Source organism: Chromobacterium sp. (assembly GCF_041912965.1).
In the GTDB taxonomy this organism is placed as follows: Bacteria; Pseudomonadota; Gammaproteobacteria; order Burkholderiales; family Chromobacteriaceae; genus Chromobacterium; species Chromobacterium aquaticum.
This window is the reverse complement of sequence record NZ_JAYSGF010000002.1, coordinates 96,330-121,085: the sequence shown is the minus strand read 5'-3', so window position 1 is coordinate 121,085 and position 24,756 is coordinate 96,330. Positions and strand designations below refer to the sequence as shown.

Annotated in this window: 13 protein-coding genes and 1 other RNA gene; 12 read left to right on the top strand and 2 right to left on the bottom strand. The window is 65.6% G+C overall.

From position 1 onward, the window contains the following. The first annotated feature begins 188 nt into the window (after window positions 1-188). The 6 genes from ACE3QM_RS01650 (at window position 189) to ACE3QM_RS01625 (ending at window position 14,185) form a co-directional block, all read left to right on the top strand. A complete protein-coding gene (locus tag ACE3QM_RS01650; RefSeq protein WP_374419751.1) occupies window positions 189-1,625 on the top strand; it encodes a M48 family metalloprotease in 1,437 nt (478 codons plus the stop codon). A 312-nt stretch (window positions 1,626-1,937) separates the two neighbouring features. After that, entirely contained in the window at window positions 1,938-4,601 is a 2,664-nt protein-coding gene (gene aceE / locus ACE3QM_RS01645) for a pyruvate dehydrogenase (acetyl-transferring), homodimeric type (RefSeq protein WP_374419749.1), read from the top strand. Window positions 4,602-4,721: 120 nt separating this feature from the next. Further along, window positions 4,722-6,371 (top strand): dihydrolipoyllysine-residue acetyltransferase, encoded by a 1,650-nt coding sequence (gene aceF / locus ACE3QM_RS01640; protein ID WP_374419747.1) that lies wholly within the window; start codon window positions 4,722-4,724, stop codon window positions 6,369-6,371. 134 nt (window positions 6,372-6,505) lie between these two features. Beyond that, entirely contained in the window at window positions 6,506-8,302 is a 1,797-nt protein-coding gene (gene lpdA / locus ACE3QM_RS01635; protein ID WP_048407956.1) for a dihydrolipoyl dehydrogenase, read from the top strand. Window positions 8,303-8,616: 314 nt separating this feature from the next. Then, the gene (locus tag ACE3QM_RS01630; protein WP_374419744.1) at window positions 8,617-10,359 is read left to right on the top strand and encodes an autotransporter assembly complex family protein; all 1,743 of its coding nucleotides are present in this window, start codon (window positions 8,617-8,619) and stop codon (window positions 10,357-10,359) included. A 13-nt stretch (window positions 10,360-10,372) separates the two neighbouring features. Next, complete coding sequence (locus tag ACE3QM_RS01625) at window positions 10,373-14,185, top strand: translocation/assembly module TamB domain-containing protein (protein ID WP_374419742.1); 3,813 nt, start codon at window positions 10,373-10,375, stop codon at window positions 14,183-14,185. 17 nt (window positions 14,186-14,202) lie between these two features. Here ACE3QM_RS01625 and ACE3QM_RS01620 read toward each other — a convergent pair whose 3' ends face one another. Then, complete coding sequence (locus ACE3QM_RS01620; protein WP_374419740.1) at window positions 14,203-15,153, bottom strand: LysR family transcriptional regulator; 951 nt, start codon at window positions 15,151-15,153, stop codon at window positions 14,203-14,205. A gap of 171 nt (window positions 15,154-15,324) precedes the next feature. On the opposite strand from ACE3QM_RS01620, the gene ACE3QM_RS01615 reads away from it, so the two are divergent. Then, a complete protein-coding gene (locus tag ACE3QM_RS01615; RefSeq protein WP_374419738.1) occupies window positions 15,325-16,515 on the top strand; it encodes a M20 aminoacylase family protein in 1,191 nt (396 codons plus the stop codon). Then, window positions 16,512-17,813 carry an MFS transporter gene (locus tag ACE3QM_RS01610; RefSeq protein WP_374419736.1) on the top strand — a complete coding sequence of 434 codons (1,302 nt, stop codon included), beginning with the start codon at window positions 16,512-16,514 and terminating at the stop codon, window positions 17,811-17,813. The genes ACE3QM_RS01615 and ACE3QM_RS01610 overlap by 4 nt, the downstream gene beginning before the upstream one ends. Before the next feature lie 37 nt (window positions 17,814-17,850). On the opposite strand, the gene ACE3QM_RS01605 is transcribed toward ACE3QM_RS01610, so the two are convergent. After that, on the bottom strand, window positions 17,851-21,030 hold the full coding sequence (locus ACE3QM_RS01605) for an EAL domain-containing protein (protein WP_231464751.1): 3,180 nt from the start codon (window positions 21,028-21,030) through the stop codon (window positions 17,851-17,853). A 106-nt stretch (window positions 21,031-21,136) separates the two neighbouring features. Here ACE3QM_RS01605 and rnpB point away from each other — a divergent pair. The 4 genes from rnpB to purH all read left to right on the top strand — a co-directional run bounded on the left by rnpB (window position 21,137) and on the right by purH (window position 24,694). Further along, window positions 21,137-21,600: RNase P RNA component class A (gene rnpB, locus ACE3QM_RS01600), an RNA gene on the top strand. Between the two features lie 130 nt (window positions 21,601-21,730). Continuing rightward, entirely contained in the window at window positions 21,731-22,774 is a 1,044-nt protein-coding gene (gene dusB / locus ACE3QM_RS01595; protein WP_048407963.1) for a tRNA dihydrouridine synthase DusB, read from the top strand. A gap of 31 nt (window positions 22,775-22,805) precedes the next feature. After that, entirely contained in the window at window positions 22,806-23,042 is a 237-nt protein-coding gene (fis, locus tag ACE3QM_RS01590; RefSeq protein ID WP_019100932.1) for a DNA-binding transcriptional regulator Fis, read from the top strand. 74 nt (window positions 23,043-23,116) lie between these two features. Further along, window positions 23,117-24,694 carry a bifunctional phosphoribosylaminoimidazolecarboxamide formyltransferase/IMP cyclohydrolase gene (gene purH, locus ACE3QM_RS01585; RefSeq protein ID WP_231464749.1) on the top strand — a complete coding sequence of 526 codons (1,578 nt, stop codon included), beginning with the start codon at window positions 23,117-23,119 and terminating at the stop codon, window positions 24,692-24,694. Window positions 24,695-24,756 lie beyond the last annotated feature (62 nt).

The window sequence follows — 24,756 nt, the reverse complement described above, 5'->3', positions numbered from 1 at the left end:
GACGCCGCACGGTGAGTGCCCCATCGAAATGCTCAGATGCCATGTACGCATTCCGCTTTCTCTGCGGTTGTCGCCTTGCCTCGCACTTGCGCGCGAGATTCTACACCGGCCCTTGCCTCAATACTCTTTGACAGTTGATATTGCGCCGCCTCATGCAACTTGTGGGCGAACCTGGCTATCATAGCCGGATGAGCAAACAGACCCTGCTGGCCGGCGTGCTGGCGCTGACCCTGCTGCACCCTCCCGTCTCTTATGCCGATCTGCCCGACCTGGGCGAGGTGTCCGACGCCTCGCTGACGCTGGCGGACGAGAACCGCATCGGCCGCCAGGCCTGGCGCGCGATGCTGGAGGCCGGCGACATCGTCGACGATCAGGAAATCAACGACTACCTCAACGATATCGGCGGCCGGCTGTCCAGCGGCGTCAAGCTGCCCGGCGTCGGCTTCACCTATTTCTGCGTCAACGACAGCGGCATCAACGCCTTCGCCATGCCCGGCGGCTATATCGGCATCAATATCGGGCTGCTGCTGGCGACCCAGAGCGAGGGCGAGCTCGCCTCGGTGCTGGGGCATGAAACTGCCCACGTCGCCCAGCGCCACATCGCGCGGATGAAGGCGGCCAGCAGCGCCACCAGTCCCTTGCTGTTGCTGGGCACCATCATCGCCGCCGCGCTGGCGGCCAAGGCCGGCAGCGGCCAGGGCGCGATGGGGGTGGTGTCCGCCGGCATGGGCTTGTCGATTTCCAATCAATTGGCGTTTTCACGCGATTTCGAGCGCGAGGCCGACCGTGTCGGCATGCAGTATATGAGTCAGGCTGGTTTCGATGTGCGCAGCATGCCGGCCTTCTTTCAGCGGCTGCAGCAGAACGAACGCTACAGCGACAACGCGGCGCTGGCCTTTCTGCGCACCCACCCGGTGACGCTGGAGCGCATCAGCGAGGCCGAGAACCGGGCGCTGGATTATCCGGTGAAGATGCGCGCCGACAGCAGCGACTATCTATTGGTGCGCGAGAAGCTGCGCGCCACGGTGATGACGCCGGAGGAGGGCCTGCGTTATTACGAAGCCGCGCTCGATCGCGGTCTGTATCTGAACGAGGGCGCGCAGTGGTATGGCCTGGCCCAGGTCAAGCTGCGCCAGCGTGATATCGCCGGCGCGCGTCAGGCCTTGGCCAAGGCGCGGAGCAAGCTGCCGGATCATCCCATGCTGCGAGGCCTGGAGGTGGCGATAGAGCGCGAGCGCAAGGACTGGCCCGCCGCCCGCGGCGCGGTGCGCGCCGGCCTCGTCCGTTTTCCGCAGAGCCAGTCGCTGCAGTTGCTGGACATCGATATCGCCATCGCCAGCGGCGACAATCAGGGCGCGCTGAGCCTGATCAAGAGCCGCTTGAGCCAGCGGCCGGATGACCCGGCGCTATACCGGCGCCAGGCCGGGCTGTACGTGGACCGCGACCCGTTGCGTTATCACGCGGCCCTGGGCAATGCCTTCTATTATGAACAGCGCTACTCGCCGGCGATGGAGCAGTTCCAACTGGCCAGCAAGGCCAAGGGCGACGACTTCTACCTGCGCTCTTCGATCGAAGCGCGCATCCGCGAGTTGGACCGGCTGGTGCGGGAAGAGAAGAAGAAGTAGGCGCGCAACTGAAACAAATGTTTCAATTTGCGACAGCAAATCGCAAAAAAACAACATGGTGCGGCGCAATAATCGATGTTTTCCACCCGGAAACAAGCGTTAGTACGCTTGACCTATTCCTTTGTGAAAGCGGGTGGACGTACACTTGCTCAAGATACGACGCTCTTTTCGAAAATGAACATTTTTATTTGCGATTGCGTTCGTTTATAATCTGAAGCTAATAAATAGGTTCGAATTCGAGCCGATTGAAATAACGCGGGGCCGCGCAGTGCTACATACGGCCCCCGATCCACCTTGCTGTGAGGACCAGAGATGGCTGCAACTTTCCCTGACGATATCGATCCGTTGGAAACCCAGGAATGGACTGAAGCGCTGGAGTCGGTGCTGGACGCCGAAGGCCCGGAGCGCGCGCATTACCTGCTGGAACAACTGGTTGAGCGCACCCGCCGCCGCGGCGCCCATCTGCCGTTTGACGCCACCACCGCATACCAGAACAGCATTCCGCTCGGCAAAGAAATGAAGTCGCCGGGCAACCACGAGCTGGAGCATCGCATCCGCTCGATCAACCGCTGGAACGCCGCCGCTTTGGTGCTGCGCGCCGGCAAGAAGGACCTGGAACTGGGCGGCCACATCGCCTCCTTCCAGTCCTCCGCCACCCTGTACGACGTCGGCTTCAACCACTTCTGGCGCGCCCAGAACGATGAGCAAGACGGCGATCTGATCTACTTCCAGGGCCATATTTCCCCGGGCGTGTACGCGCGCGCCTTCATGGAAGGTCGCCTCTCCACCGAACAGCTGGACAGCTTCCGCCAGGAAGTGGACGGCAACGGCCTGTCCTCCTATCCGCACCCGTGGCTGATGAAGGACTTCTGGCAGTTCCCGACCGTGTCTATGGGCCTGGGCCCCTTGATGGCCATCTATCAGGCCCGCTTCCTCAAGTACCTGGAAAGCCGCGGTCTGGCCAAGACCCACGGCCGCAAGGTGTGGTGCTTCTGCGGCGACGGCGAGATGGACGAGCCGGAATCGCTGGGCGCGATCGCCATGGCCGCCCGTGAAGGCCTGGACAACCTGATCTTCGTGATCAACTGCAACCTGCAGCGTCTGGACGGCCCGGTGCGCGGCAACGGCAAGATCATTCAGGAACTGGAAGGCGATTTCCGCGGTTCCGGTTGGAATGTGCTGAAAGTGATCTGGGGCTCGCGTTGGGACCCGCTGCTGGCGATGGACAGCAAGGGCCTGCTGAGAAAGCGCATGGACGAATGCGTGGACGGCGATTACCAGACCTTCAAATCCAAGGACGGCGCTTACGTTCGCGAACACTTCTTCGGCAAATACCCGGAGCTGCGCGAAATGGTCGCCAATATGTCCGACGACGAGATCTGGGCGCTGAACCGCGGCGGCCATGACCCGCACAAGGTGTACGCCGCCTACCACGAGGCGTCCAACAACGCCAACGGCCGTCCGACCGTGATCCTGGCCAAGACAATCAAGGGTTACGGCATGGGCGCTTCCGGCGAAGCCAAGAACATCGCGCACCAGGCCAAGAAGATGGATCTGGATTCGCTGCGCAACTTCCGCGACCGTTTCGGCATTCCGGTTTCCGATGAAGACCTGGCTAACGTGCCGTACTACCTGCCGGCCGAAGACAGCCCGGAAATGAAGTATATGCGCGAGCGCCGCGCGGCGCTGGGCGGCTACCTGCCGGCGCGCAAGCCGGTGACCAATGCGCTGCAAGTGCCGGCACTGTCCGTGTTCGACGCGCAGCTGCAAGCGTCGGGCGACCGCGAGTTCTCCACCACGATGGCCTTCGTCCGCATGCTGGGCACCATCATGAAGGACAAGAACATCGGCCAGCGCGTGGTGCCCATCGTGCCGGACGAGTCCCGCACCTTCGGCATGGAAGGCATGTTCCGCCAGTACGGCATCTGGTCCACCCAGGGTCAGAACTACGTGCCGCAAGACCATGACCAGCTGATGTTCTACAAGGAATCCAAGGACGGTCAGATTCTGCAGGAAGGCATCAACGAGCCGGGCGCGATGGCCGACTGGATCGCCGCGGCGACCAGCTACGCCAACAGCAGCCAGCAGATGATTCCGTTCTACATCTACTACTCGATGTTCGGCTTCCAGCGCATCGGCGACCTGGCCTGGGCCGCCGGCGACATGCGCGCCCGCGGCTTCCTGCTGGGCGGCACCGCCGGCCGCACCACGCTGAACGGCGAAGGCCTGCAGCACGAAGACGGCCACAGCCACATCCAGGCCGGCCTGATCCCGAACTGCATCAGCTACGACCCGACCTTCGCCTACGAACTGGCGGTGATCGTGCAAGACGGCCTGCGCCGCATGTACGCCGAGCAGGAAGACGTCTTCTACTACCTGACCCTGATGAACGAGAACTACGTTCACCCGGCGATGCCGGCGGGCGCGGAAGAGGGCATCCTGAAGGGCATGTACCTGCTGCAGGACGGCGGCGACGCCAAGGTGAAAGTGCAGCTGATGGGCTCCGGCACCATTCTGCGCGAAGTGATGGCCGCGGCCGATCTGCTGAAGAACGATTTCGGCGTGGCCGCCGACATCTGGAGCGTGACCTCCTTCAACCAGCTGCGTCGCGACGGCATGGAAGCCGAGCGCCACAATCTGCTGCACCCGACCGCCGAGGCGCGCGCCTGCTACGTCGAACAGCAGCTGGCCGGCCGTCAGGGCCCGGTGGTGGCCGCTACCGACTACATCCGCAACTACGCCGACCAGATCCGCGAATACGTTCCGGGCCGTTACGTGGTGCTGGGCACCGACGGCTTCGGCCGCTCCGACAGCCGCGCCAACCTGCGTTCCTTCTTCGAGGTGGACCGCTACCACGTGGCGCTGGCTGCTCTGTCCGCGCTGGCGCGCGACGGCAAGATCGAAGCGTCCAAGGTGGCCGAGGCGATCGCCAAGTACGGCATCAAGACCGACAAGCTGCCTAGCTGGAAAGTGTAATCGCAAAGCGGAAGCCCCGGTTCAGACCGGGGTCTTCCGCCTTTGCATGGCAAGCGAATCTGTAGCGGATATCCGGCGGCAAACCCCAGCAGGGGCTTCCGCCTTACGAATGGAAAGCTCATGAGCAATCTGATCGAATTGAAAGTGCCCGACATCGGCGGTCACAGCAATGTAGACATCATCGAAGTATTCATCGCCCCGGGCCAGACCGTGTCCGTGGACGACTCCCTGATCACGCTGGAAACCGACAAGGCCACCATGGAAGTGCCGGCGGAAACCGCGGGCGTGATCAAGGAAGTCAAAGCCGTCGTCGGCGGCAAGATCTCCGAAGGCGACGTGATCGCCATCCTGGAAGTGGGCGCCGCCGCGTCCGCGCCGGCCCCGGCCGCCACCGCTGCGGCGCCCGCAGCCGCCCCGGCCGCGGCTCCGGCTCCGGTTGCCGCCGCTCCCGCCGCCGCGCCTGCCGCGCCGGCGGCTTCCGGCCGCAGCGAAATCCGCGTGCCGGACATCGGCGGCCACAACGGCGTCGATGTGATCGAAGTCACCGTCAAGGTCGGCGATGAGATCGCCGTCGACGACAGCCTGATCACGCTGGAAACCGACAAGGCCACCATGGAAGTGCCGGCCTCCGCCGCCGGCCGCGTGGTGGAAGTCAAAGTGAAAGTGGGCGACAAGGTCAGCGAAGGCGATCTGATCGTGGTGGTGGAAGGCGCTGCCGCCGCCGCCGCCGCCGCCGCACCGGCAGCCGTGGCTGCTGCCGCACCTGCTGTTGCAGCCGCACCTGCCCCGGTGGCCGCCGCAGCCGCGCCGGCTCCGGTCGCTGCCGCCGCCGCCATCGACGAAGTCTCCTTCTCCAAGGTCCACGCCGGTCCGTCGGTGCGCCGTCTGGCGCGCGAACTGGGCGTGGACCTGGGCAAGGTCAAGGGCAATGGCCGCAAGGGCCGCATCACCGACGCCGACGTCAAAGCCTTCGTCAAGGGCGTGATGCAGAACCCGGTGGCGCTGGCTCCGGCCGCCGCGGCCTCCTCCGGCGGCGGTCTGGATCTGCTGCCGTGGCCGAAAGTCGATTTCGCCAAGTTCGGAGCTATCGAAACCAAGCCGCTGTCCCGCATCCAGAAGATTTCCGGCGCCAATCTGTCGCGCAACTGGGTGATGATCCCGCACGTCACGTTCAACGACGAGTGCGACATCACCGAGCTGGAAGACTTCCGCAAGACCGTGGGCAAGGAATGGGAAAAGTCCGGCCTGAAGATCAGCCCGCTGGCCTTCATCATCAAGGCCGCCGCCGAAGCGCTGAAAGCCTTCCCGAACTTCAACAGTTCGCTGGATGGCGATAACCTGGTGCTGAAGGAGTACTACCACATCGGTTTCGCCGCCGACACGCCTAACGGCCTGGTAGTGCCGGTGATCAAGGACGCCGACAAGAAGGGCCTGCGCCAGATCGCGCAGGAACTGACCGATCTGTCCAAGCTGGCGCGCGAAGGCAAGCTCAAGCCCACCGACATGCAGGGCGCGACCTTCACCATTTCCAGTCTGGGCGGCATTGGCGGCACCAGCTTCACGCCCATCGTCAACGCGCCGGAAGTGGCCATCCTCGGCGTCTGCAAATCGCAGATCAAGCCGGTGTGGAACGGCAAGGAATTCGCGCCGCGCCTGATGTGCCCGCTGTCGCTGTCCTTCGATCACCGCGTGATTGATGGCGCCGCCGCCGCGCGCTTCACCGTGCATTTGGGCAAGCTGCTGACTGACGTACGCCGTCTGATCCTGTAACGGCGGGGCGTTCCGCCCTTCTGTCGCAGGATGTAGGGGAAACGCCCGCGCGGCGGGCTTTCTCGCTACAGAATCAGCCCAGACTCGAGGCGGCCGGCTCCGCGCCGGCCGCTCAACATTGCGGATGGAAAACCATGAGCAATCTGATCGAATTGAAAGTCCCGGACATCGGCGGCCACGGCAACGTGGACGTGATCGAAGTCTTCGTCAAGCCGGGCGATGTGATCGCAAAAGAAGCCAGCCTGATCACGCTGGAAACCGACAAGGCCACGATGGAAGTGCCGGCGGAAGCCGCCGGCACCGTCAAGGAAGTGCGCGTCGCCGTGGGCAGCAAAGTGTCCGAAGGCGATCTGATCGTGGTGATTGAAGCCGCCGGCGCCGCCGCGGCTCCGGCTGAAGTGAAGCCGGTGGAAACCACCGGCGTCGCGTCCGCCACCACCCAGGCCGGTTTCGCGCCGCAAGCCGCTCCGGTCGCCGCCAGCCATGGCGGCGGCGCCGACATCGAGTGCGATGTGATGGTGCTGGGCGGCGGCCCCGGCGGTTATTCCGCCGCCTTCCGCGCGGCCGACCTGGGCCTGAAAGTGGTCATCGTCGAGCGTTACGCCACCCTGGGCGGCGTGTGCCTGAACGTGGGCTGCATCCCGTCCAAGGCGCTGCTGCACAATGCGGCGGTGATCGACGAAGTCAGCCACCTGGCCGCCAACGGCATCAAGTTCGGCAAGCCGGAAGTGGACATCGACATGCTGCGCGGCTACAAGGAAAAGGTCATCGCCAAGCTGACCGGCGGCCTGGGCGGCATGGCCAAGGCGCGCAAGGTGGACATCGTGCGCGGCAATGGTCATTTCATCGATCCGCACCATATCGAAGTCTCGCTGACCACCGGCAAGGGCCGTGAAGAGAGTGGCGAGAAGAAGATCATCAAATTCAAGAACGCCATCATCGCCGCCGGTTCCCGCGTGGTGAAGCTGCCGTTCATTCCGGACGATCCGCGCGTGGTGGATTCCACCGGCGCGCTGGAACTGAAGGGCGTGGCCAATCGCATGCTGATCATCGGCGGCGGCATCATCGGCCTGGAAATGGGCACCGTCTATTCCACGCTGGGCGCGCGCCTGGACGTGGTGGAAATGATGGACGGCCTGATGCAGGGCGCGGACCGCGACCTGGTCAAAGTGTGGCAGAAGTGGAACGCCCACCGTTTCGACAACATCATGCTCAACACCAAGACCGTGGCCGTGGAGCCCAAGGACGACGGCGTGTGGGTGACTTTCGAGGGCGATCAAGCGCCGAAAGAGCCGCAGCGCTACGACCTGGTGCTGTACGCCACCGGCCGCGCGCCGAACGGCAAGCTGCTGGGCGCCGAGAACGCCGGCATCGCGGTGACCGACCGCGGCTTCATCCCGGTGGACAAGCAGCAGCGCACCAATGTGCCGCACATCTTCGCCATCGGCGACATCGTCGGCCAGCCTATGCTGGCGCACAAGGGCGTGCATGAAGGCCATGTGGCGGCGGAGAACTGCGCCGGCCAGAAGTCCTACTTCGACGCGCGCGTGATCCCGGGCGTGGCCTACACCGATCCGGAAGTGGCTTGGGTCGGCGTCACCGAGGACGAAGCCAAGAAGCAGGGCCTGAAGATCGAGAAGGGCGTGTTCCCGTGGGCCGCCTCCGGCCGCGCGATCGCCAATGGCCGCGACGAGGGCTTCACCAAGCTGATCTTCGACGCCGAAAGCCACCAGATCATCGGCGGCGGCATCGTCGGCCCGCATGCGGGCGACATGATAGGCGAAGTCTGCCTGGCCATCGAAATGGGTTGCGACGCCACCGATATCGGCAAGACCATCCACCCGCACCCGACCATGGGCGAGTCCATCGGCATGGCGGCGGAAGTGGCGCACGGCACTTGCACCGACTTGCCGCCGCAGCGCAAGAAGTAAGCGCGGCAGGGCAGGAAATAGGGCAGGCCTCCGGGTCTGCCCTTTTTTATGCGCATCGTTTTAAATGATGGGCGGCAAAACTATTAGCTATCCCGCTGGTCTCACCGCCTTGCGCCTGATGGCGCGCGTGGGTGGTCGGCTATGAGAAAAATGGATGGCTGCCGCTTGCGGATATGAATTATAATTGAATGTAAATTAAGCTTTTGGTTTAAGAACGCCCGGATTGGGCTGTGCGATTTTGAAGCCGCCCAGCCGCTTCTCGCCAGCCGCCGCAAGTTTCGTTACCATGGCCTCGACACCAAACGAATCGGACCATGCCAAGCTCCCGCCTGCTTATTTCATTGATCTTATTGCTGATGGCGACGTCCGCCTGGGCCAAGCTCGACTACAGCGTGCGCATAGACGCGCCTTCCGGCCTGTCCGGCTTGTTGCAAGACAATCTGGAATTGGTCACCAGCCGTCTGGAAGAAGAAATGGACGAGACGCTGTTGACCGAATTGCTGCGCAGCACGCCGGAGGACGCGCGCAAGCTGCTGGAGACCGAGGGCTATTTCGACGCGCGCGTCAATGTGCGCGAAGAGAGCGCCCGGCGCTACGTGGTCGAGGTCAAGCCCGGCGAGCCGGCCTTGATCGAGGATGTCACCATCCGCCTGAACGGGCCTATCCGCGCCGAGGGCGATTTCCAGCAGCGCTACGCGGCGGTGCTGGAGGCCTGGTCGCTGCCCATGGGCGCGCCTTATCGCCAGTCCGATTGGGATAGCAGCAAGCGCGCGGTGATGCGCTTGATCACCGCCGATCGCTTCCCCAAGGCGCATATCAGCAAAAGCCAGGCCGCCATTGATCCGGCCACTCGCCGCGCGACGCTGGAGGTGGAGATCGACAGCGGCCCGCTGGTCCGTTTCGGCGACATCCACGTCAAGGGCATGAAGCGCTATCCGGAGAAAATCGCCACCGGGCTGGCCGATTTCTCCGCTGGCTCGCCTTATCAGTTGAAGAAAATTTTCGACTACCAGTCGGCGCTGGAGCAGGCGCCGCACTTCTCCAATGTGGTGGTCAGCGCCGACCTGGCGCAGATCGATCCGGACACCCAGCAGGTGCCGGTGGAGGTGGACGTCACCGAAATGCCGCGCCAGAAGCTGGAACTGGGTCTGATCTACGATTCCGGCGACGGCCCCGGCGTGCGCGTAGGCTACGACCACTACAATATCTTCCGCCGCGGCTATACCGGTTCGCTGGTGACCAGCTGGAAGAAAAACCAGCAATCGCTGTCGCTGGGCCTGGGTTTTCCGCGCCAGTCCGACGGCTATTCCCATTCCATCACCAGCGCCTTCAAGACCGACGACATCCAGGGCCTGAAAACCCGCAGCAGCGATGTCGGCGGCTGGCGCACCCGTACTCGCGGCAATATCGAGGCGCGCCTGGGCCTGCAATACCTGCTGGAAAGCGAGGAGGCCGGCGGCGTGTCGAATAAGGACACCCGCGCCTTGCAGCTGGTCTACGGCTGGACCCAGCGCGCGGTGGACGACCTGATGCGGCCGCGCTCCGGCGTTTTGCTGGACTTCCAGCTTTCCGGCACCGTCGGCAGCGCCTTGTCCTCCACTTCCTATGTGCGCGGCTATGCCCGCACCGTCGGCTACTGGTCTCCCTTCCCCAAGTACGGCACCTTCGTCGGCCGGCTGGAACTGGGCCAGGTATGGGCCAGCGATCAGGACGCGGTGCCGTCCTCCATCCTGTTCCGCGCCGGCGGCGCCAACAGCGTGCGCGGCTACGATTACCAAAGCCTGGGCCTGGCCGGCCCCAATGGCTCGGTGCTGGGCGGCCGCGTGGTGGCCACCGGCAGCCTGGAATATCAAATCCCGATCAAGCCGGACTGGTATCTGGCGCTGTTCACCGACGCCGGCAACGCCAGCCAGAGCTGGAAGGGCTTCCAGGTGGAGCGCGCCAACGGCGTCGGCCTGCGCTGGATGAGCCCGGTGGCGCCGCTGTCCTTCGACTTCGCCAAGGCCGAGCGCGACGGCAAGATACGCTGGAACCTCAGCCTGGGCCTGGCCTTCTGATTCGAATGCATTCATGAGCGCAACCGACACTCCCCAAACTCCCGACACCGCGCCGCCGCCGCCGGCCGCGCCCAAGCGTCGCCGCTGGCGCTGGCTGCTGTGGCTGCCCCTGTTGTTGATCGCGCTGTTGCTGGCCGCCAGCGCCTGGCTGACCGCCAGCCGCGCCGGCTTCGCCTGGCTGATGCAGTCCTTGGGCGGCCTTAGCGGCAACGCCGTCAGCGTCAAGCAGGCCGAAGGCACGCTGTGGGACGGCTTCAAGCTGAGCGATGTGCGCGTGCGCAGCGCCGGCAGCGATGTCGACATCGAATCCGTGCAACTGGACTGGAGCCCAAGCGCGCTGTGGCAGCGCCAGCTGTGGCTGCGGCAGTTGGCGGTGGGCCACGTCAAGGTGGCGGTCAAGCCGACGCCGGCCACGCCGTCCGGCGGCGCGCCGGAATCGCTGGCCTTGCCCCTGTCCATCCGCCTGGACAAGCTCAGCGTCGCCAGCCTGACGCTGGAGCCGGCCAAGCTGCGGTTGTACGGCCTGGAAGCCGGCTATGTCTACGACGGCCGGCGCCACGATCTCAAGCTCAAGCGCCTGGGCTCGCCCTGGGGCGAGGCCGAGGCCGCGCTGCAATTGGCCGACGCCAAGCCCTTCGCGCTGCAAGGCAGGCTCAGCGCCGGCGGCGAATTGGACAAGATTCCCTACCAGGCCAAGCTGGCGCTGGGCGGCAGCCTGTTGCAGCTGAGCTTTGACGGCGAGCTGGCCGGCAAGGGCCTGGTGGCCGACGTCAAGGGCGGTCTACTGCCCTTCGCCAGCAATCCCTTTAACAGTTTCACCCGGCTGGACGCGCGCATGGCCGGCATTAATCCGCAGGCCATCCTGCCGGAATGGCCGCGCGCCAAGCTCAGCCTGGCGGTGTTCGCCGAGCCGGACGCCGGCCAGCGCGTCAAGGGCGGCCTGACCCTGCTCAACGAGCAGGCAGGTCCCTTGTCCGAGCAAAAGCTGCCGCTGTCCTTGCTGGCCGGCGAATTCCGCGCCGACGACAAGGCGCTGGAGCTGTTCAATACCCATGCGCGGATCGCCGACGGCGAAATCGGCCTGGCCGGCCAGGTGCGGCCGGACCAGCTCAAGCTGGCGCTGGACATTTCCAAGCTGGGGCTGCGGCAATTGCACGCCAGCGCGCCGGATGATCGCCTGGACGGCCGGGTGACGCTGGAAGGCCCGCTCGCTGGTCCGAACATCATCGCCCAGCTCAAGGGCAAGACCTTGCAGGCCAAGGCCGATGTCGGTTTCGCGCCGGCGCCGCATGCGGCGCTGCTGATCCGGCAAGCGGAATTGACCGCCGGCGTTGGCACCCTGACGCTGGCCGGCCAGCTGGGCCTGGATGGCAAGCAGCTGTTCGATTTCAGCGGCAAGCTCAACCGCGCCGATCCGTCCAAGCTCAAGCCCGGCCTGCCCAGCGGTGATCTCAACGCCAGCCTGCAGGCCAAGGGCCAACTGGCCAGCCCGCTGAACGTGGCGGCCAAGCTGCAATTCGCGCCCAGCAAGCTGTCCGGCGCGCCGCTCAGCGGCGGCGCCGATGTGCTGCTGCAAGGCGAGCGACTGAAGTCGCTCAGCGCCGATCTGAGGCTGGCGCAGAACCGGCTGCAGGCCAATGGCGCTTACGGCGCCATCGGCGACAAGCTCAAGCTCTTGATCGACGCGCCCAATCTCGGCCTGATCGGTCCCGGCTTCTCCGGCGTGATCAAGGGTCAGGGCGAACTGGCCGGCACGCCCAAGGCGCCGCTGATCAGCGCCAATCTGCAAGCGGACCGGCTCAAGCTGCCTGGGAATATCGCGCTGCAAAGCCTGCAGTTCAGCGGCAACGTCAAGGCCGACCAGAACAGCCCGTTCCAGCTCAAGCTGGATGTGGCGGCGCTGCAGGCCGGCGGTTTCCGCGCCGAGCAGCTGCGCGCCAGCGCCAGCGGCACCCGCGCGCGCCACGGCTTGCAGCTGGATGGCCGTTTCCGCCTGGCCGACCACCCGTATGTGCTGCAACTGGCGGCCAGCGGCGGCCTGCGCGGTGAGTCCGGCCCTTGGGCCGGCACCCTGAGCAAGCTGGAATTGAACGGCAGGCCCGGCCTCAGCCTGCTGGCGCCGGTGGCGCTGGAACTGGGCGAGCAGATCAAGGTGGGCAATGCCCGATTGGCGGCGCTGGGCGGCAGCATCACGCTGGCCGAACTCAATCGCGGCGCCAACGGCGCGCTCAGCACCCGCGGCTCGGCGCGCGGCCTGCGGCTGGCGGAACTGGGCCCCTTGCTCAGCCTGCCGCTGAAGCAGGACCTGAGTTTCGATTCCGACTGGAACCTGAATCTGGCGGCCAATGCCAAGGGCCAGTTCGTGCTGCGCCGCGCCGGCGGCGATGTGCAACTGCCGGGCGACAAGGGCAAGGGCGTGGCGCTGGGTCTGAAGACCGCGGTCGCCACCCTGACGCTGGACGGCGGCCGCGCCTTGTTCGACCTGAATCTGGACAGCCGCTACGCCCAGTTGCAGGGCAAGGGCTCGATGCCGTGGAACGGCGGCGCCATCGACGCCAAGACCCCGCTCAACGCCACGGTCAGCGCCAGCGTGCCCTCGCTGGCGACGCTGGCCAGTTTCGCCGGCCCCTCGCTGGAACTGGGCGGTCAGATCAGCGCCAATATGGCGCTGACCGGCGCGCTGAGCCAGCCTATGGCGCAGGGAACGATACGCGGGGACAAGCTCTTGCTGGCCGACCGCCGCACCGGCATCCGCCTGGGTGACGGCAGCCTGCTGGCGCGGCTGGACGGCCGCAAGCTGGTGCTGGAGCGCTTGCGTTTCGCCGGCGGCGAAGGCGAGGTGGCGGCCAGCGGCGCGCTGGATCTCAGCGGTGATACCCCGGACGCGCGCGTGGCGGTGGAGTTGCGCAAGTTCGGCGTGTTCGACCGGCCCAACCGCCGCCTGGTGGTGTCCGGCCGCACCGAGCTGGCGATGGTGGCCGGAAAATTGTCGCTGACCGGTCATATCCGCGCCGACCAGGGCCGCATCGGTCTGCCCAAGTTCGGCGCGCCCAGCCTGGGCGACGATGTGTTGGTCAAGGGCCGGCCGGAGCCGGAGCCGTCGGCCTTCGCCAGCATGCCGCTGACGGTGGCGCTGGATCTGGACCTGGGCGACCGCTTCCGCTTCTCCGGCCAGGGCCTGAACGTGGACCTGACCGGCTCGGTGCGCGTCAGCGCCAATCCCGGCGAAGCGCCGGGCGCCAAGGGCCAGGTGCGCGTGGTCAAGGGCCGCTACAAGGCCTATGGCCAGGACCTGGACATCGAGTACGGCGCCATCACCTTCAATGGCCCCTTGGACAACCCCTTGCTGAATGTGCGCGCCAAGCGCCGGCTGTCGCCGGTGGGCGCCGGGGTGGAAGTCAGCGGCTCGGTATCCATGCCCAAGGTGCGGCTGGTCGCCGACGAGCCGATGTCGGAGAAGGACAAGCTGGCCTGGCTGGTGCTGGGCCGGGCGGCGAGCGGCGATCGCGACGACAATGATCTGGCGGCGTCCGCCGGCATGATGCTGGCCGGTTCGCTGAATGATCAGATCGGCCTGTTCGACGACCTGGGCGTGTCCAGCCGCAAGGAAAAGACGCTGGCCAACGGCACGGTGAGCCCGGCGGAGCAGGTGGTGACGGTGGGCCGTCAACTGACCCGCGAGCTCTATCTGGGCTATGAGTACGGCGTGACCAGCGCCAATCAGGCGGTGAAGATGGTGTACCAGCTGAGCAAGGGCTGGTCGGTGGTGATGCGGGCCGGCACCGACGCCTCGGTGGAATCGCGTTACACCCTGCGTTTCGATTGAGCGCGCCGCGGCGGGCTTTAAAACCGCAGCGTCAGCATCCGCGCCAAGGCCCGGTCCTCCGGCCGAGCCGAGCGCATGCGCTGGCGCAGCGTCTGCTGCAGACAGGCGATGAAACAGCTGGCGGCATAGCCATGAACGCGTCCCTGGCGGCCGATCACCCCTATGGTGATGTCCTCCAGCCGTTCCCGCAGCGGCAAGGCCTGCGCCTTGCCGGCGAAGTCCGGACACAATAGCAGCGGCTCCGGGCCGTAGCTGAGCATGCCGGCCTGCACCAGGCCGGCCAGCAGCGCGACCGACTGTGCGCAGACCAGCCGTTCCGGCGCGATGCTCAGGCCATGGCGGGCGAACAGCGCGTTCAGCACCTGGCGATAACTGGCCGGGCTGTAATTGACCACCCAATCCTGTTCCAGCAACTCGGCCAAGGACTGCGCGCGCAACGCCGGGTGGCCGTGGCGGGCGATGACCTGGCAGGCGTGGCTGAATAGCGGCTGCCAGTGAAACTCCTGATTGGACAGGTCGCCGGGCAATGGGCCGATCGCGCAGTCCATCTGGCCGTCGCGCAGCCGTGGCAGCGCCACCGCCTGCAGGGCTTCGAACAGCTCCAGCCGTATCGACGGCAGCCGTTGGCGGAATTGCAACACCACTTCCGGCAGCAGGGTGCGCGCCAGCCAGGGTGTGACGCCTATGCATAGCCTGGCGTCGTGCCGGCCGCGCAGCGCGTCCATCTCATCGCGAGCGCGCTCGATCTGCGTCGAGATCTGGCGCGCATGGGTCAGCAGCGCCTGACCGGGTTCGGTCAGCCGCGCGCCGCTGGCGTGACGTTGCAGCAAGGGCAGCTGTTGGTCTGCCTCCAGTTCGCGCAAGGCCTTGCTGACGGCGGCCTGGGACAGGCCCAGCATGCGCGCGGCGGCGCGGATGCCGCCGCCGTCGGCCAGCGCGATCAGCGCTTGTAATTGTTGCAGCTTCATCTCTCCTCCCTGTCGACAACCAAAAGTGTTCTCGATCACTTTTTCACATCTATTCACCTATTAAGTATTTCGTCTAGTCTTGTCCGTCGTCGCTGTCGCGGCGTCGCCTTGGTTTTCGGTCGCCGCGACAGTGTGCGGCAAGCCGTAAATACCTACCAAGGAGACCACGCCATGAACGACCGCGTCCTGCCCGGCATTCGCGATATCGCCCCGGCGATGATAGCGCTGCGCCACGATATCCACGCCCATCCCGAGCTGGGCTTCGAAGAGGTGGAAACCCGCCGCCGCGTGATCCATTGCCTGCGCGATTGCGGCTACGAGATCCATGAAGGACTGGGCCTGACTGGCGTGGTCGGCACCCTGCGTCGCGGTGAGGGGCCAACGATAGGTCTGCGCGCCGACATGGACGCGCTGCCGATACACGAGGCCACCGGCCTGCCCTGGGCCAGCCGCGTGGATGGAAAAATGCACGCCTGCGGCCACGATGGCCATACCGCGATGCTGCTGGCGGCGGCCTGCGAGCTGGCGCGGCGCGAATCCTGGCGCGGCACGGCGCATCTGATATTCCAGCCGGCGGAGGAGGGCCATGGTGGCTCCGGCGCCAAGCGCATGCTGGACGACGGCCTGTTCCGGCTGTTTCCCTGCGACGCCATCTTCGCGATGCACAATATGCCGGGTTTTCCGGCTGGCCAGCTGGGTTTTCGTCCCGGCCCCTTCATGGCTTCCACTGATACCGCGCTGATCCGCATCCAGGCCACCGGCGGCCATGGCGCGGTGCCGCACAAGGCGGTGGACCCGGTGGTGGTGGCCGCGTCGCTGGTGATGGCGCTGCAAAGCGTGGTGGCGCGCAATGTGTCGCCGCTGGACATGGCGGTGGTGACGGTGGGAGCCATCCTGGCCGGGGAGGCGCCGAACGTGATTCCGCACAGCGCCGAAATGCGCTTGAGCATCCGCGCCTTGAATCCCGAGGTGCGCGCGCTGCTGCGCCGGCGCATCGAGACGCTGGCCGAGGCTCAGGCCGCCGGTTTCGGCGCGCGCGCGGAAGTGGATTACCAGCTTGGCTACCCGGTGCTGGTCAACGATGCGGCCGCCACCGCGCTGGCGCGGCAGGTGGCGCTGGACTGGCTGGGCGAGGATGGGCTGGTGGCGGAGATGCCGCCGCTGACCGGCAGCGAGGATTTCGCCTTCTGGCTGGAGCAGGTGCCGGGCTGCTACCTGATCATAGGCAATGGCGACGGCGAGGGCGGCTGCATGGTGCACAACCCCGGCTATGACTTCAACGACCAGATCCTGCCCTTGGGCGCCAGCTATTGGGTCCGGCTGGTGGAGCATTATCTGGGCGCAGCGGAGGGCGGGCAATGACGGCGGCCGAAGCGACGCTGGCCGCGCGTCCGGCCGCGCCCAGCCGCCGCGCGATCACCGCCATCACCGTGGGCAATGCGCTGGAGTTCTACGACTTCATCGTCTACAGCGCGCTGGCCACCTTGATGGGGCGCTTGTTCTTCCCGTTCAGCGACGAGCCGTTGCTGCAACTGATGTTGTCCTTCGCGGTGTTCGGCACCGGCTTCGTCAGCCGGCCGATAGGCGGCATCGTCATCGGCCTGTACGCGGACCGCAAGGGCCGCAAGCCGGCGCTGCGGCTGAGCTTGTGGCTGATGGCGATAGGCTCGCTGCTGTTCGTGGTGGCGCCGACCTATGCCCAGGCCGGCCTGTTCGGGCCGGCGCTGGTGGTGCTGGGGCGGCTGGTGCAGGGCTTCGCCGTCGGCGGCCAGGTGGGCGCGGCCACCTCGATGCTGATGGAGTACGCCGACGACAAGTCGCGCGGCTACTACTGCAGCTGGCAGTTGTTCAGCCAGGGACTGGGGGTGCTGGCCGGCACCTTGGTGGTGAGCATGTTGAGCGGGCTGCTGCCGGCGGCGGCGATGGACGCCTGGGGCTGGCGGCTGGTGTTCGCCATCGGGGTGCTGGCGATTCCGGTGGGCGAGTATATCCGCAGCCAGCTGGACGAAACCGCCGCCATCGCGGTGGCGCCGCAGGCGGCGGCGACGGCCGAGCCGGCTGGCGTCTTGCTGCGCCAGCACTGGCGGCAACTGCTGGCCGGGGTATTGCTGACCATAGGCGGCACCGCGCCCACCTTCATCGTCGGCCACTACCTGGCCAACCACGCGGTGACGGTGTTGGGCATGCCGCTGGCGGTGGCGATCTGGGCGGCGTCGACCGCGGCCTTGCTGCAGGTGCTGTTGTCGGTGGCGGCCGGACGCTGGAGCGACCGTATTGGCCGGCGTCCATCCATCCTGTGGCCGCGGCTGGTCCTGCTGCTGCTGATCTATCCCGGCTTCATGCTGGTCAACGCCGTGCCCAGCTGGCCGGTGCTGCTCTTGGTGGTGGCGCTGCTGACGGTGCCGCTGGTGCTGACCTCGGTGCCCAGCATCGCGGTGTTGCCGGAGTTGTTTCCGCGCCGCATCCGCGCCAGCGGCATGTCCATCGTCTATTGCGTGGGCGTGATGATTTTCGGCGGTTTCGCCCAGTTCTTCGCCGCCGGCCTGATCAAGCTGACCGGCAACCCCAATGCGCCGGCGCTGTACGCGGTGCTGTGCATGCTGGTGTCGCTGATAGGCCTGAAGATGGTGCCGGAGACGGCGAACCGGCCGCTGGATTGAGCTTGGGCTGCTGGCCCGGCGTGAGGCCGGGCCGGCGTCACACCGACAGCCGCTGGCGCAGCGTGTCCATGCGCTGCTCCATCGCTTCCGCCGACAGCGGCGCGCCCAGCAGATAGCCCTGCATCGCCGAGCAGCCGAGCTTGCCCAGATAGGCCTGTTGCTGCGGATGCTCGACGCCCTCGGCCAGGGTGTCCATGCCCAGCGCGTTGGCCAGGTGCACGATGGCGGAGACGATGGCGGCGTTTTCCTCGTCCTGCGGCAGGTCGATGATGAAGGAGCGGTCAATCTTGATGGTGTCCGGCGCGAAGCGCTTCAGATAGGCCAGGCTGGAATAGCCGGTGCCGAAGTCGTCTATCGACAGCCGCACCCCCATCGCCTTGATCACCGCCAACTGGCGCGCGGCGAAGTCGGCGTCTTCCATCAGCGTGCTCTCGGTGACTTCGACTTCCAGGCAGTAGCCGGGCAGGCCGCTGGCCTGCAGCGCGTCGCGCACATCGTCGACGAAGTCCGGCCGCGTCAGCTGCCGCGCCGAGACATTGACCGCCATGCGCACCGGGCGCAGGCCGCTTTCATACCATTGCGCCGCCTGGCGGCAGGCCTCGCGCAGCACCCAGCGCCCCAGCGGCACCACCAGGCCGGTGTCCTCGGCGATGGGGATGAAGCGCGAGGGCATGATCAGGCCGTGTTCCGGATCGCGCCAGCGCACCAGCGCCTCGCAGCCCAGCAGGCGCTCGCCGCTCATATTGAATTGCGGCTGGTAGACCAGGTAGAGCTCACCGTGCTCGATGGCGCGGCGCAGCCGGGTTTCCAGGTGCAGCCGCTCCGCCACTTCCACATTCATTTCCCGGGTGTAGAAGCGGAAGGTGCTGCGACCGTGCGCCTTGGCGTGGTACATCGCCAGGTCGGCGTTCATCAGCAGGTTTTGGATGTCGCGGCCATCGTCCGGCATCAGGCTGATGCCTATGCTGCAGCTGACGCTGAGCTGGTGGGAGCCGAGTTCGAACGGCTGCTGCATCGCGGCCAGCACCCGCTCGGCCACTTGCGCGGCCTCGCCGGGCTGGTCGATGGCGGGTAGGATCAGCACGAATTCGTCGCCGCCGGTGCGGCCGACGGTGTCCAGCGCGCCCACCGCGGCGCCCAGGCGGCTGGCCGCCTGTTTCAGCAGCTCGTCGCCCAGGCTGTGGCCCAGGGTATCGTTGATGTTCTTGAAGTGGTCCAGATCGACGAACAATACCGCCAACTGTCCCTGGCGCAGTTCGGCCTGGCGGATCGCCTGCTGCAGCCGGTCGTTGATCAGCACGCGATTGGGCAGATCGGTCAGCGCGTCGTATTCCGCCAGATGCTGTACCCGCGCCTCCTGCTCCTTGCGCTCGGATATATCGGTGAACAGCGCCACGTAATGGCTGATCTCGCCCTGCTCGTTCAGCAACACGCTGATGTTCAGCCATTCCGGGAAGATGTCGCCGTTCTTGCGGCGGTTCCAGATCTCGCCGGACCACTGGCCGCGCTGGCGCAGCTGCTGCCACATGTTTTCGAAGAAGGCCGGATCGTGGCGGCCGGAGGCGAGCAGGGCCGGGGTCTGGCCCAGCGCTTCGGCCTCCTCGTAGCCGGTGATCGCGCAGAAGGCGCGGTTGACCGCCAGGATGCGGTTGTCCGGGTCGGTGACCAGGATGGCTTCATTGCTGGATTCGAACACCTTGGCGGCCAGCCGCAGCTGGCGGTCGGTCTGGCGGCGCGCGGTGATGTCGCGGCCGGTGGCGCACAGATAGTCTTCGCCCTGATAGCCCAACTGGTTGACGGTGACTTCCAGGTACTGGGTTTCGCCGCAGCACTGCAGCTTGGTCTCGAAGGTCCGTGGCAGTTCGCCGGCCGGCAGGCGGAACAGCGCGCGGGTCAGCTCCTCGGCGTCGCAGCCGCAGTCCAGCCGCTGGCGCGCCGCCTGATTGCAGTAGACGATGGCGCCGCCGGCGTCGCGCAGCGCGATCAGGTCGGTGGCGTTGTCCACCATGAAGTGGCTGAGGCGCAGATCGCGCGAGCGCTGTTCCAGCGAGTGGTGGCTTTGTTCCAGGTCCTGGCGATAGCGCTGCACCAGCACATTGAGCCAGCGCAGGAAGCACCAGCAGAAACCGCCGGCGCTGAGCAGGGCCACCAGGGTCAGCAGCAGGGTGGCGGCGATGCGCTCGCGCAGGCTGCGCTCCAGTTCCTGGCGCGCGCGCTGGCTGCTGTCTTCTATCGACTGCACATGCAGGCTGGCCACCAGGGTCCAGTCCCAGCCGGGCAACTGGCGCGCATAGGACAGATAGCGTTCGCCCTGCGGCGCGTCCAGGCTGCTGATCAGGTATTCCATGAAGCCGCCTTGCTTGCCGCGGCGCATCAGTTCGGCGATGCGGCCGCGGTCGGCGCCGGGCAGGGTCGAATAATGCTTGCCGTTCATTGTCGGATTGGCCGGGTCCAGCAGGATCACGCCGCGGTGATCGATGATCATGAAGTCGCCGCTGTCGTGGCCGAAGCGCATGCGCGCCAGCATTTCCAGACCCTGCTTCTGCATGTCGGCCTCGACATTGTTCAGGTATTCGCCGCTGCCTATCAGCCAGTCATAGGGCTGGAAGCGGCGCGCATAGGCCACTTTCTCGCTCATCTCGCCGCTGCCGGGCTGGTACCAGCGATAGGAGCTGAAGCCGCGGCGCTGTTCGTTGGCCACCGATTCGATCAGCGCGCGCATGATGTAGCGGCCCTGGTCGTCGCGGTTGGCCAGCAGCGAACCGCCTTCCAACTGCGGCGCGGTGGGCAGCAGCACGCAGCTGCCGTCCAGGCCGTCGATGAAAAAATAGCCGCGGCCGTCGAAGTAGCGCAGCGGCCGCAAGGCCTCCACGATCAGGCGCTGCACCTGGCGCGGCGGCCGGCGCAGGCGTTCCTGGCGCCAGATGGCGTCGGCCAGCGTCCAGGCCTGGTCCACCTGCTCGCGCAGTCTTTGCTTCAGGGTGTCGTTGGTACGTTCGCGCAGCGCGGACAGGGTTTGCGCGGCGTGGTCGGCGTAGGAGCGCAGATAGTCGCGCGCGCGCGCGTAAGCGTCCTGGCGTATGGTGTGCTGGCGGGCCTGGAAGTCGTTCCAGCTGGTCAACAGGAAATAGCTGGACAGCGTCAGCGCCAGCATGAACACAATGGCGAGCGTGCCAAACAATTGCAAACGGGACAGCTTGGCCTGGTTCAACTCCATGTTTTTGTCGTTATCGCTCGATGGACCCGCCAGTATAAGGGATTATCGCGTTTGTCATGGCAAAATGTCGGGCCGGCGGGCGTGGAATCGGGTAGAATGGCGCCCGGAAGTTGGCCAGACAGTCGCCGCGCGAATTCGCAAGAAGGAGCGGGGAGGAAAGTCCGGGCTCCGTAGAGCAGGATGCCGGTTAATGGCCGGACGCCGTGAGGCGATGGAAAGTGGCGCAGAGAGCTGAACCGCCGATGGCCGGAAGAAGCGTCCGCAAGGACGTGGATTCTTTATTTCGCCGCGCAAGCGGCGAGACGGATCAGGCAAGGGTGAAAAGGTGTACTGGCCGGGCGAGAGCCCGGTCGGACAGGTAGGGTGTGGTGCCCTATTCTGCGGTAAGAGCGCACCGCGGACGTGGTAACACGGACGGCAGGCAAAACCCCATCCGGAGCAAGACCAAATAGGGGGAATTATCGTTGCTCGCGTTTGTCCCCGGGTAGGTCGCTTGAGCCTGTCGGTAACGGCAGGCCTAGAGGAATGACTGTCCAACGACAAGACCCGGCTTATCGGCCAACTTCCACCTCATCCCTCGCCGGCCCATGGCTTGCCGCTATGGCGCTTGCTCAAAAAATAAGCAAAAAAAATCCACCCGCCGGGAAAAAGGCTTTACAATACCGGCCCTTCAGTCTGCTATCTCCAGAGTTGTCTCCGCATGCGCATTGGTTCGTACTCATTGAAAAACCGGCTTATCGTGGCGCCCATGGCCGGGGTGACGGATAGACCGTTCCGCATGCTGTGCAAGCGCCTGGGCGCCGGCATGGCGGTATCGGAAATGATCACCTCCAACAAGGCCTTGTGGACCACCGCCAAGACCTTGCGCCGCGCCGACCACGCCGGCGAGGTGGAGCCGATCTCGGTGCAGATCGCCGGCTCCGATCCGGCGCAGATGGCCGAGGCGGCGCGGCTGAACGTGGAGCGAGGCGCGCAGATCATCGACATCAATATGGGCTGTCCGGCCAAGAAGGTGTGCAATGTGGCGGCCGGCTCGGCCTTGCTGCGCGACGAGGCGCTGGTGGCGCGCATCCTGGACGCGGTGGTCAGGGCGGTGGATGTGCCGGTGACGCTGAAGACGCGCACCGGCTGGAGCCCCGAGCATCGCAATGCGCTGCGGGTGGCGAAAATGGCCGAGGATTGCGGCATCGCCGCGCTGGCCTTGCATGGCCGCACCCGCGAGGACATGTACCGCGGCGCGGCCGAGTACGACACGATACGCGAGGTGAAGCGGCAGATCGGGATTCCGCTGATCGCCAACGGCGACATCGACACCCCGCAGAAAGCACAGTGGGTGCTGGAACATACCGGTGCCGATGCCATCATGATAGGACGGGCGGCCCAGGGCCGGCCGTGGATTTTCCGCGAAATCCAGCATTTCCTCGAGCATGGCGAGTGCCTGCCGCCGCCGGCGGTGAGCGAGGTGCGCCAGCTGTTGCTGGAACATCTGGATGAGCTATACCGGTTTTACGGCGAATACTCGGGCTGCCGCATCGCCCGCAAGCACATCGCCTGGTACACCAAGGGACTGCAGGGCGGCAACGCTTTCCGCCAGCAGATGTACCAACTCGAGACCACGGCGGAGCAGCGCTTGGCCGTGGCGGCCTATTTCGACCGTTTGGCCGGGGACTCCGAACGGCTGGTGTATTTGGATGGCGCTGGGGAAGCGTTGGACCACGACCTGGAGACGGTGGTGGATGGCTAACTCCAATCAAGACTTGGATAAAATAATAACCATGCAGAACAATGACCATATCTCGCAGTCGGTGCGGCTGGCGATGGAGCAGTATTTTCGCGATCTGGACGGGGAGAATCCCTCGGCCATCTACGACATGGTGCTGGCTTGCGTGGAAAAGCCATTATTGGAGGTGGTGCTGATACACACCCAGGGCAACCAGACGCGAGCGGCGGAGTTGCTGGGCTTGAACCGCAACACCCTGCGCAAGAAGATGAAATCTTATGATTTGATATGAAGACAAACCGGCCACACCGTAACAGGATGGCCGGTTTTTTTTGTGTTCCTTTTTAGTTAACGCGGTAGAGAACCATGAGCAAAATCGAACGCGCGCTGATCAGCGTCTCCGACAAGACCGGCATTCTGGAATTCGCCCAGGCCCTGGCCGCCCAGGGCGTGCACATCCTGTCCACCGGCGGCACCGCCAAGCTGCTGGCCGACGCCGGCGTGCCGGTGACCGAAGTGTCCGACTACACCGGCTTCCCGGAAATGCTGGACGGCCGGGTCAAGACCCTGCACCCGAAAGTGCACGGCGGCATCCTGGGCCGCCGCGACCTGCCGGAACACGTGGCCAAGATGGCCGAGCACGAGATCGGCAATATCGATCTGGTTTGCGTCAATCTCTACCCCTTCGAAGCCACCATCGCTAATCCGGACTGTGCGCTGGAAGACGCGATCGAGAACATCGACATCGGCGGCCCGACCATGGTGCGCTCCGCCGCCAAGAACTGGGCGCATGTGGCCATCGTCACCGACGCCGCCGACTACGCGACGCTGGCCGCTGAAATGAGCGCCAACGGCGGCGCGCTGTCCAAAGCCACCCGCTTTGAACTGGCCAAGAAGGCCTTCACCCATACCGCCGCCTATGACGGCGCGATCTCCAACTACCTGACCAGCCTGGCCGACGGCGCGCTGGCGGGCAAGCCGGAACGCGTGGTCTTCCCCAAGCGCCTCAACGCGCAGTTCGTCAAGGTGCAGGACATGCGCTACGGCGAGAACCCGCACCAGGCCGCCGCCTTCTACCGCGACCTGGACCCGGCCGCCGGCTCCATCGCCCATTATCGCCAGCTGCAGGGCAAGGAGTTGTCCTATAACAATATCGCCGACGCCGACGCCGCCTGGGAGGCGGTGAAGACCTTCGACGATACCGCCTGCGTCATCGTCAAGCACGCCAATCCCTGCGGCGTGGCGGTGGCGGCGGACACGCTCAGCGCTTACCGGCTGGCCTTCGCCACCGACACCACCAGCGCCTTCGGCGGCATCATCGCCTTCAACCGCCCGGTGGACGCCGCCACGGTGGAAGCGGTGACCGGCCAGTTCCTGGAGGTGTTGATCGCTCCGGCCTTCACCGACGAGGCCAAGGCCGTCATCGCCGCCAAGAAGAATGTGCGCGTGCTGGAAATCCCGTTGCAGGCCGGAGCCAACCGTTTCGAGCTGAAGCGCGTCGGCGGCGGCGTGCTGGTGCAGAGCCCGGACATCCGCAATGTCGGCCCGGAGGAGTTGCGCGTGGTGAGCAAGCGGCAGCCGACGCCGCAGGAGCTGTCCGACCTGCTGTTCGCCTGGCGCGTGGCCAAATACGTGAAGTCCAATGCAATTGTTTTCTGCAAGAATGGTCAGACCGTAGGTATCGGCGCCGGTCAGATGAGCCGTGTCGACTCCACCCGCATCGCCGCGCGCAAGGCGGCCGACGCCGGCTTGAGCCTGCAGGGCGCGGTGGCGTCGTCCGATGCCTTCTTCCCGTTCCGCGACGGCATCGACGTGATCGCCGAACAGGGCATCAAGGCCATCATCCAGCCGGGCGGTTCGATGCGCGATGAGGAAGTCTTCGCCGCCGCCGACGAGCACGGCATGGCGATGGTATTGACCGGCGTGCGTCATTTCCGCCACTGAGCCGTTTTATCAACCGGGGAGCCGGCTGGCCGGCATCCCCAGCTTATTGACGCTGTTTTCCT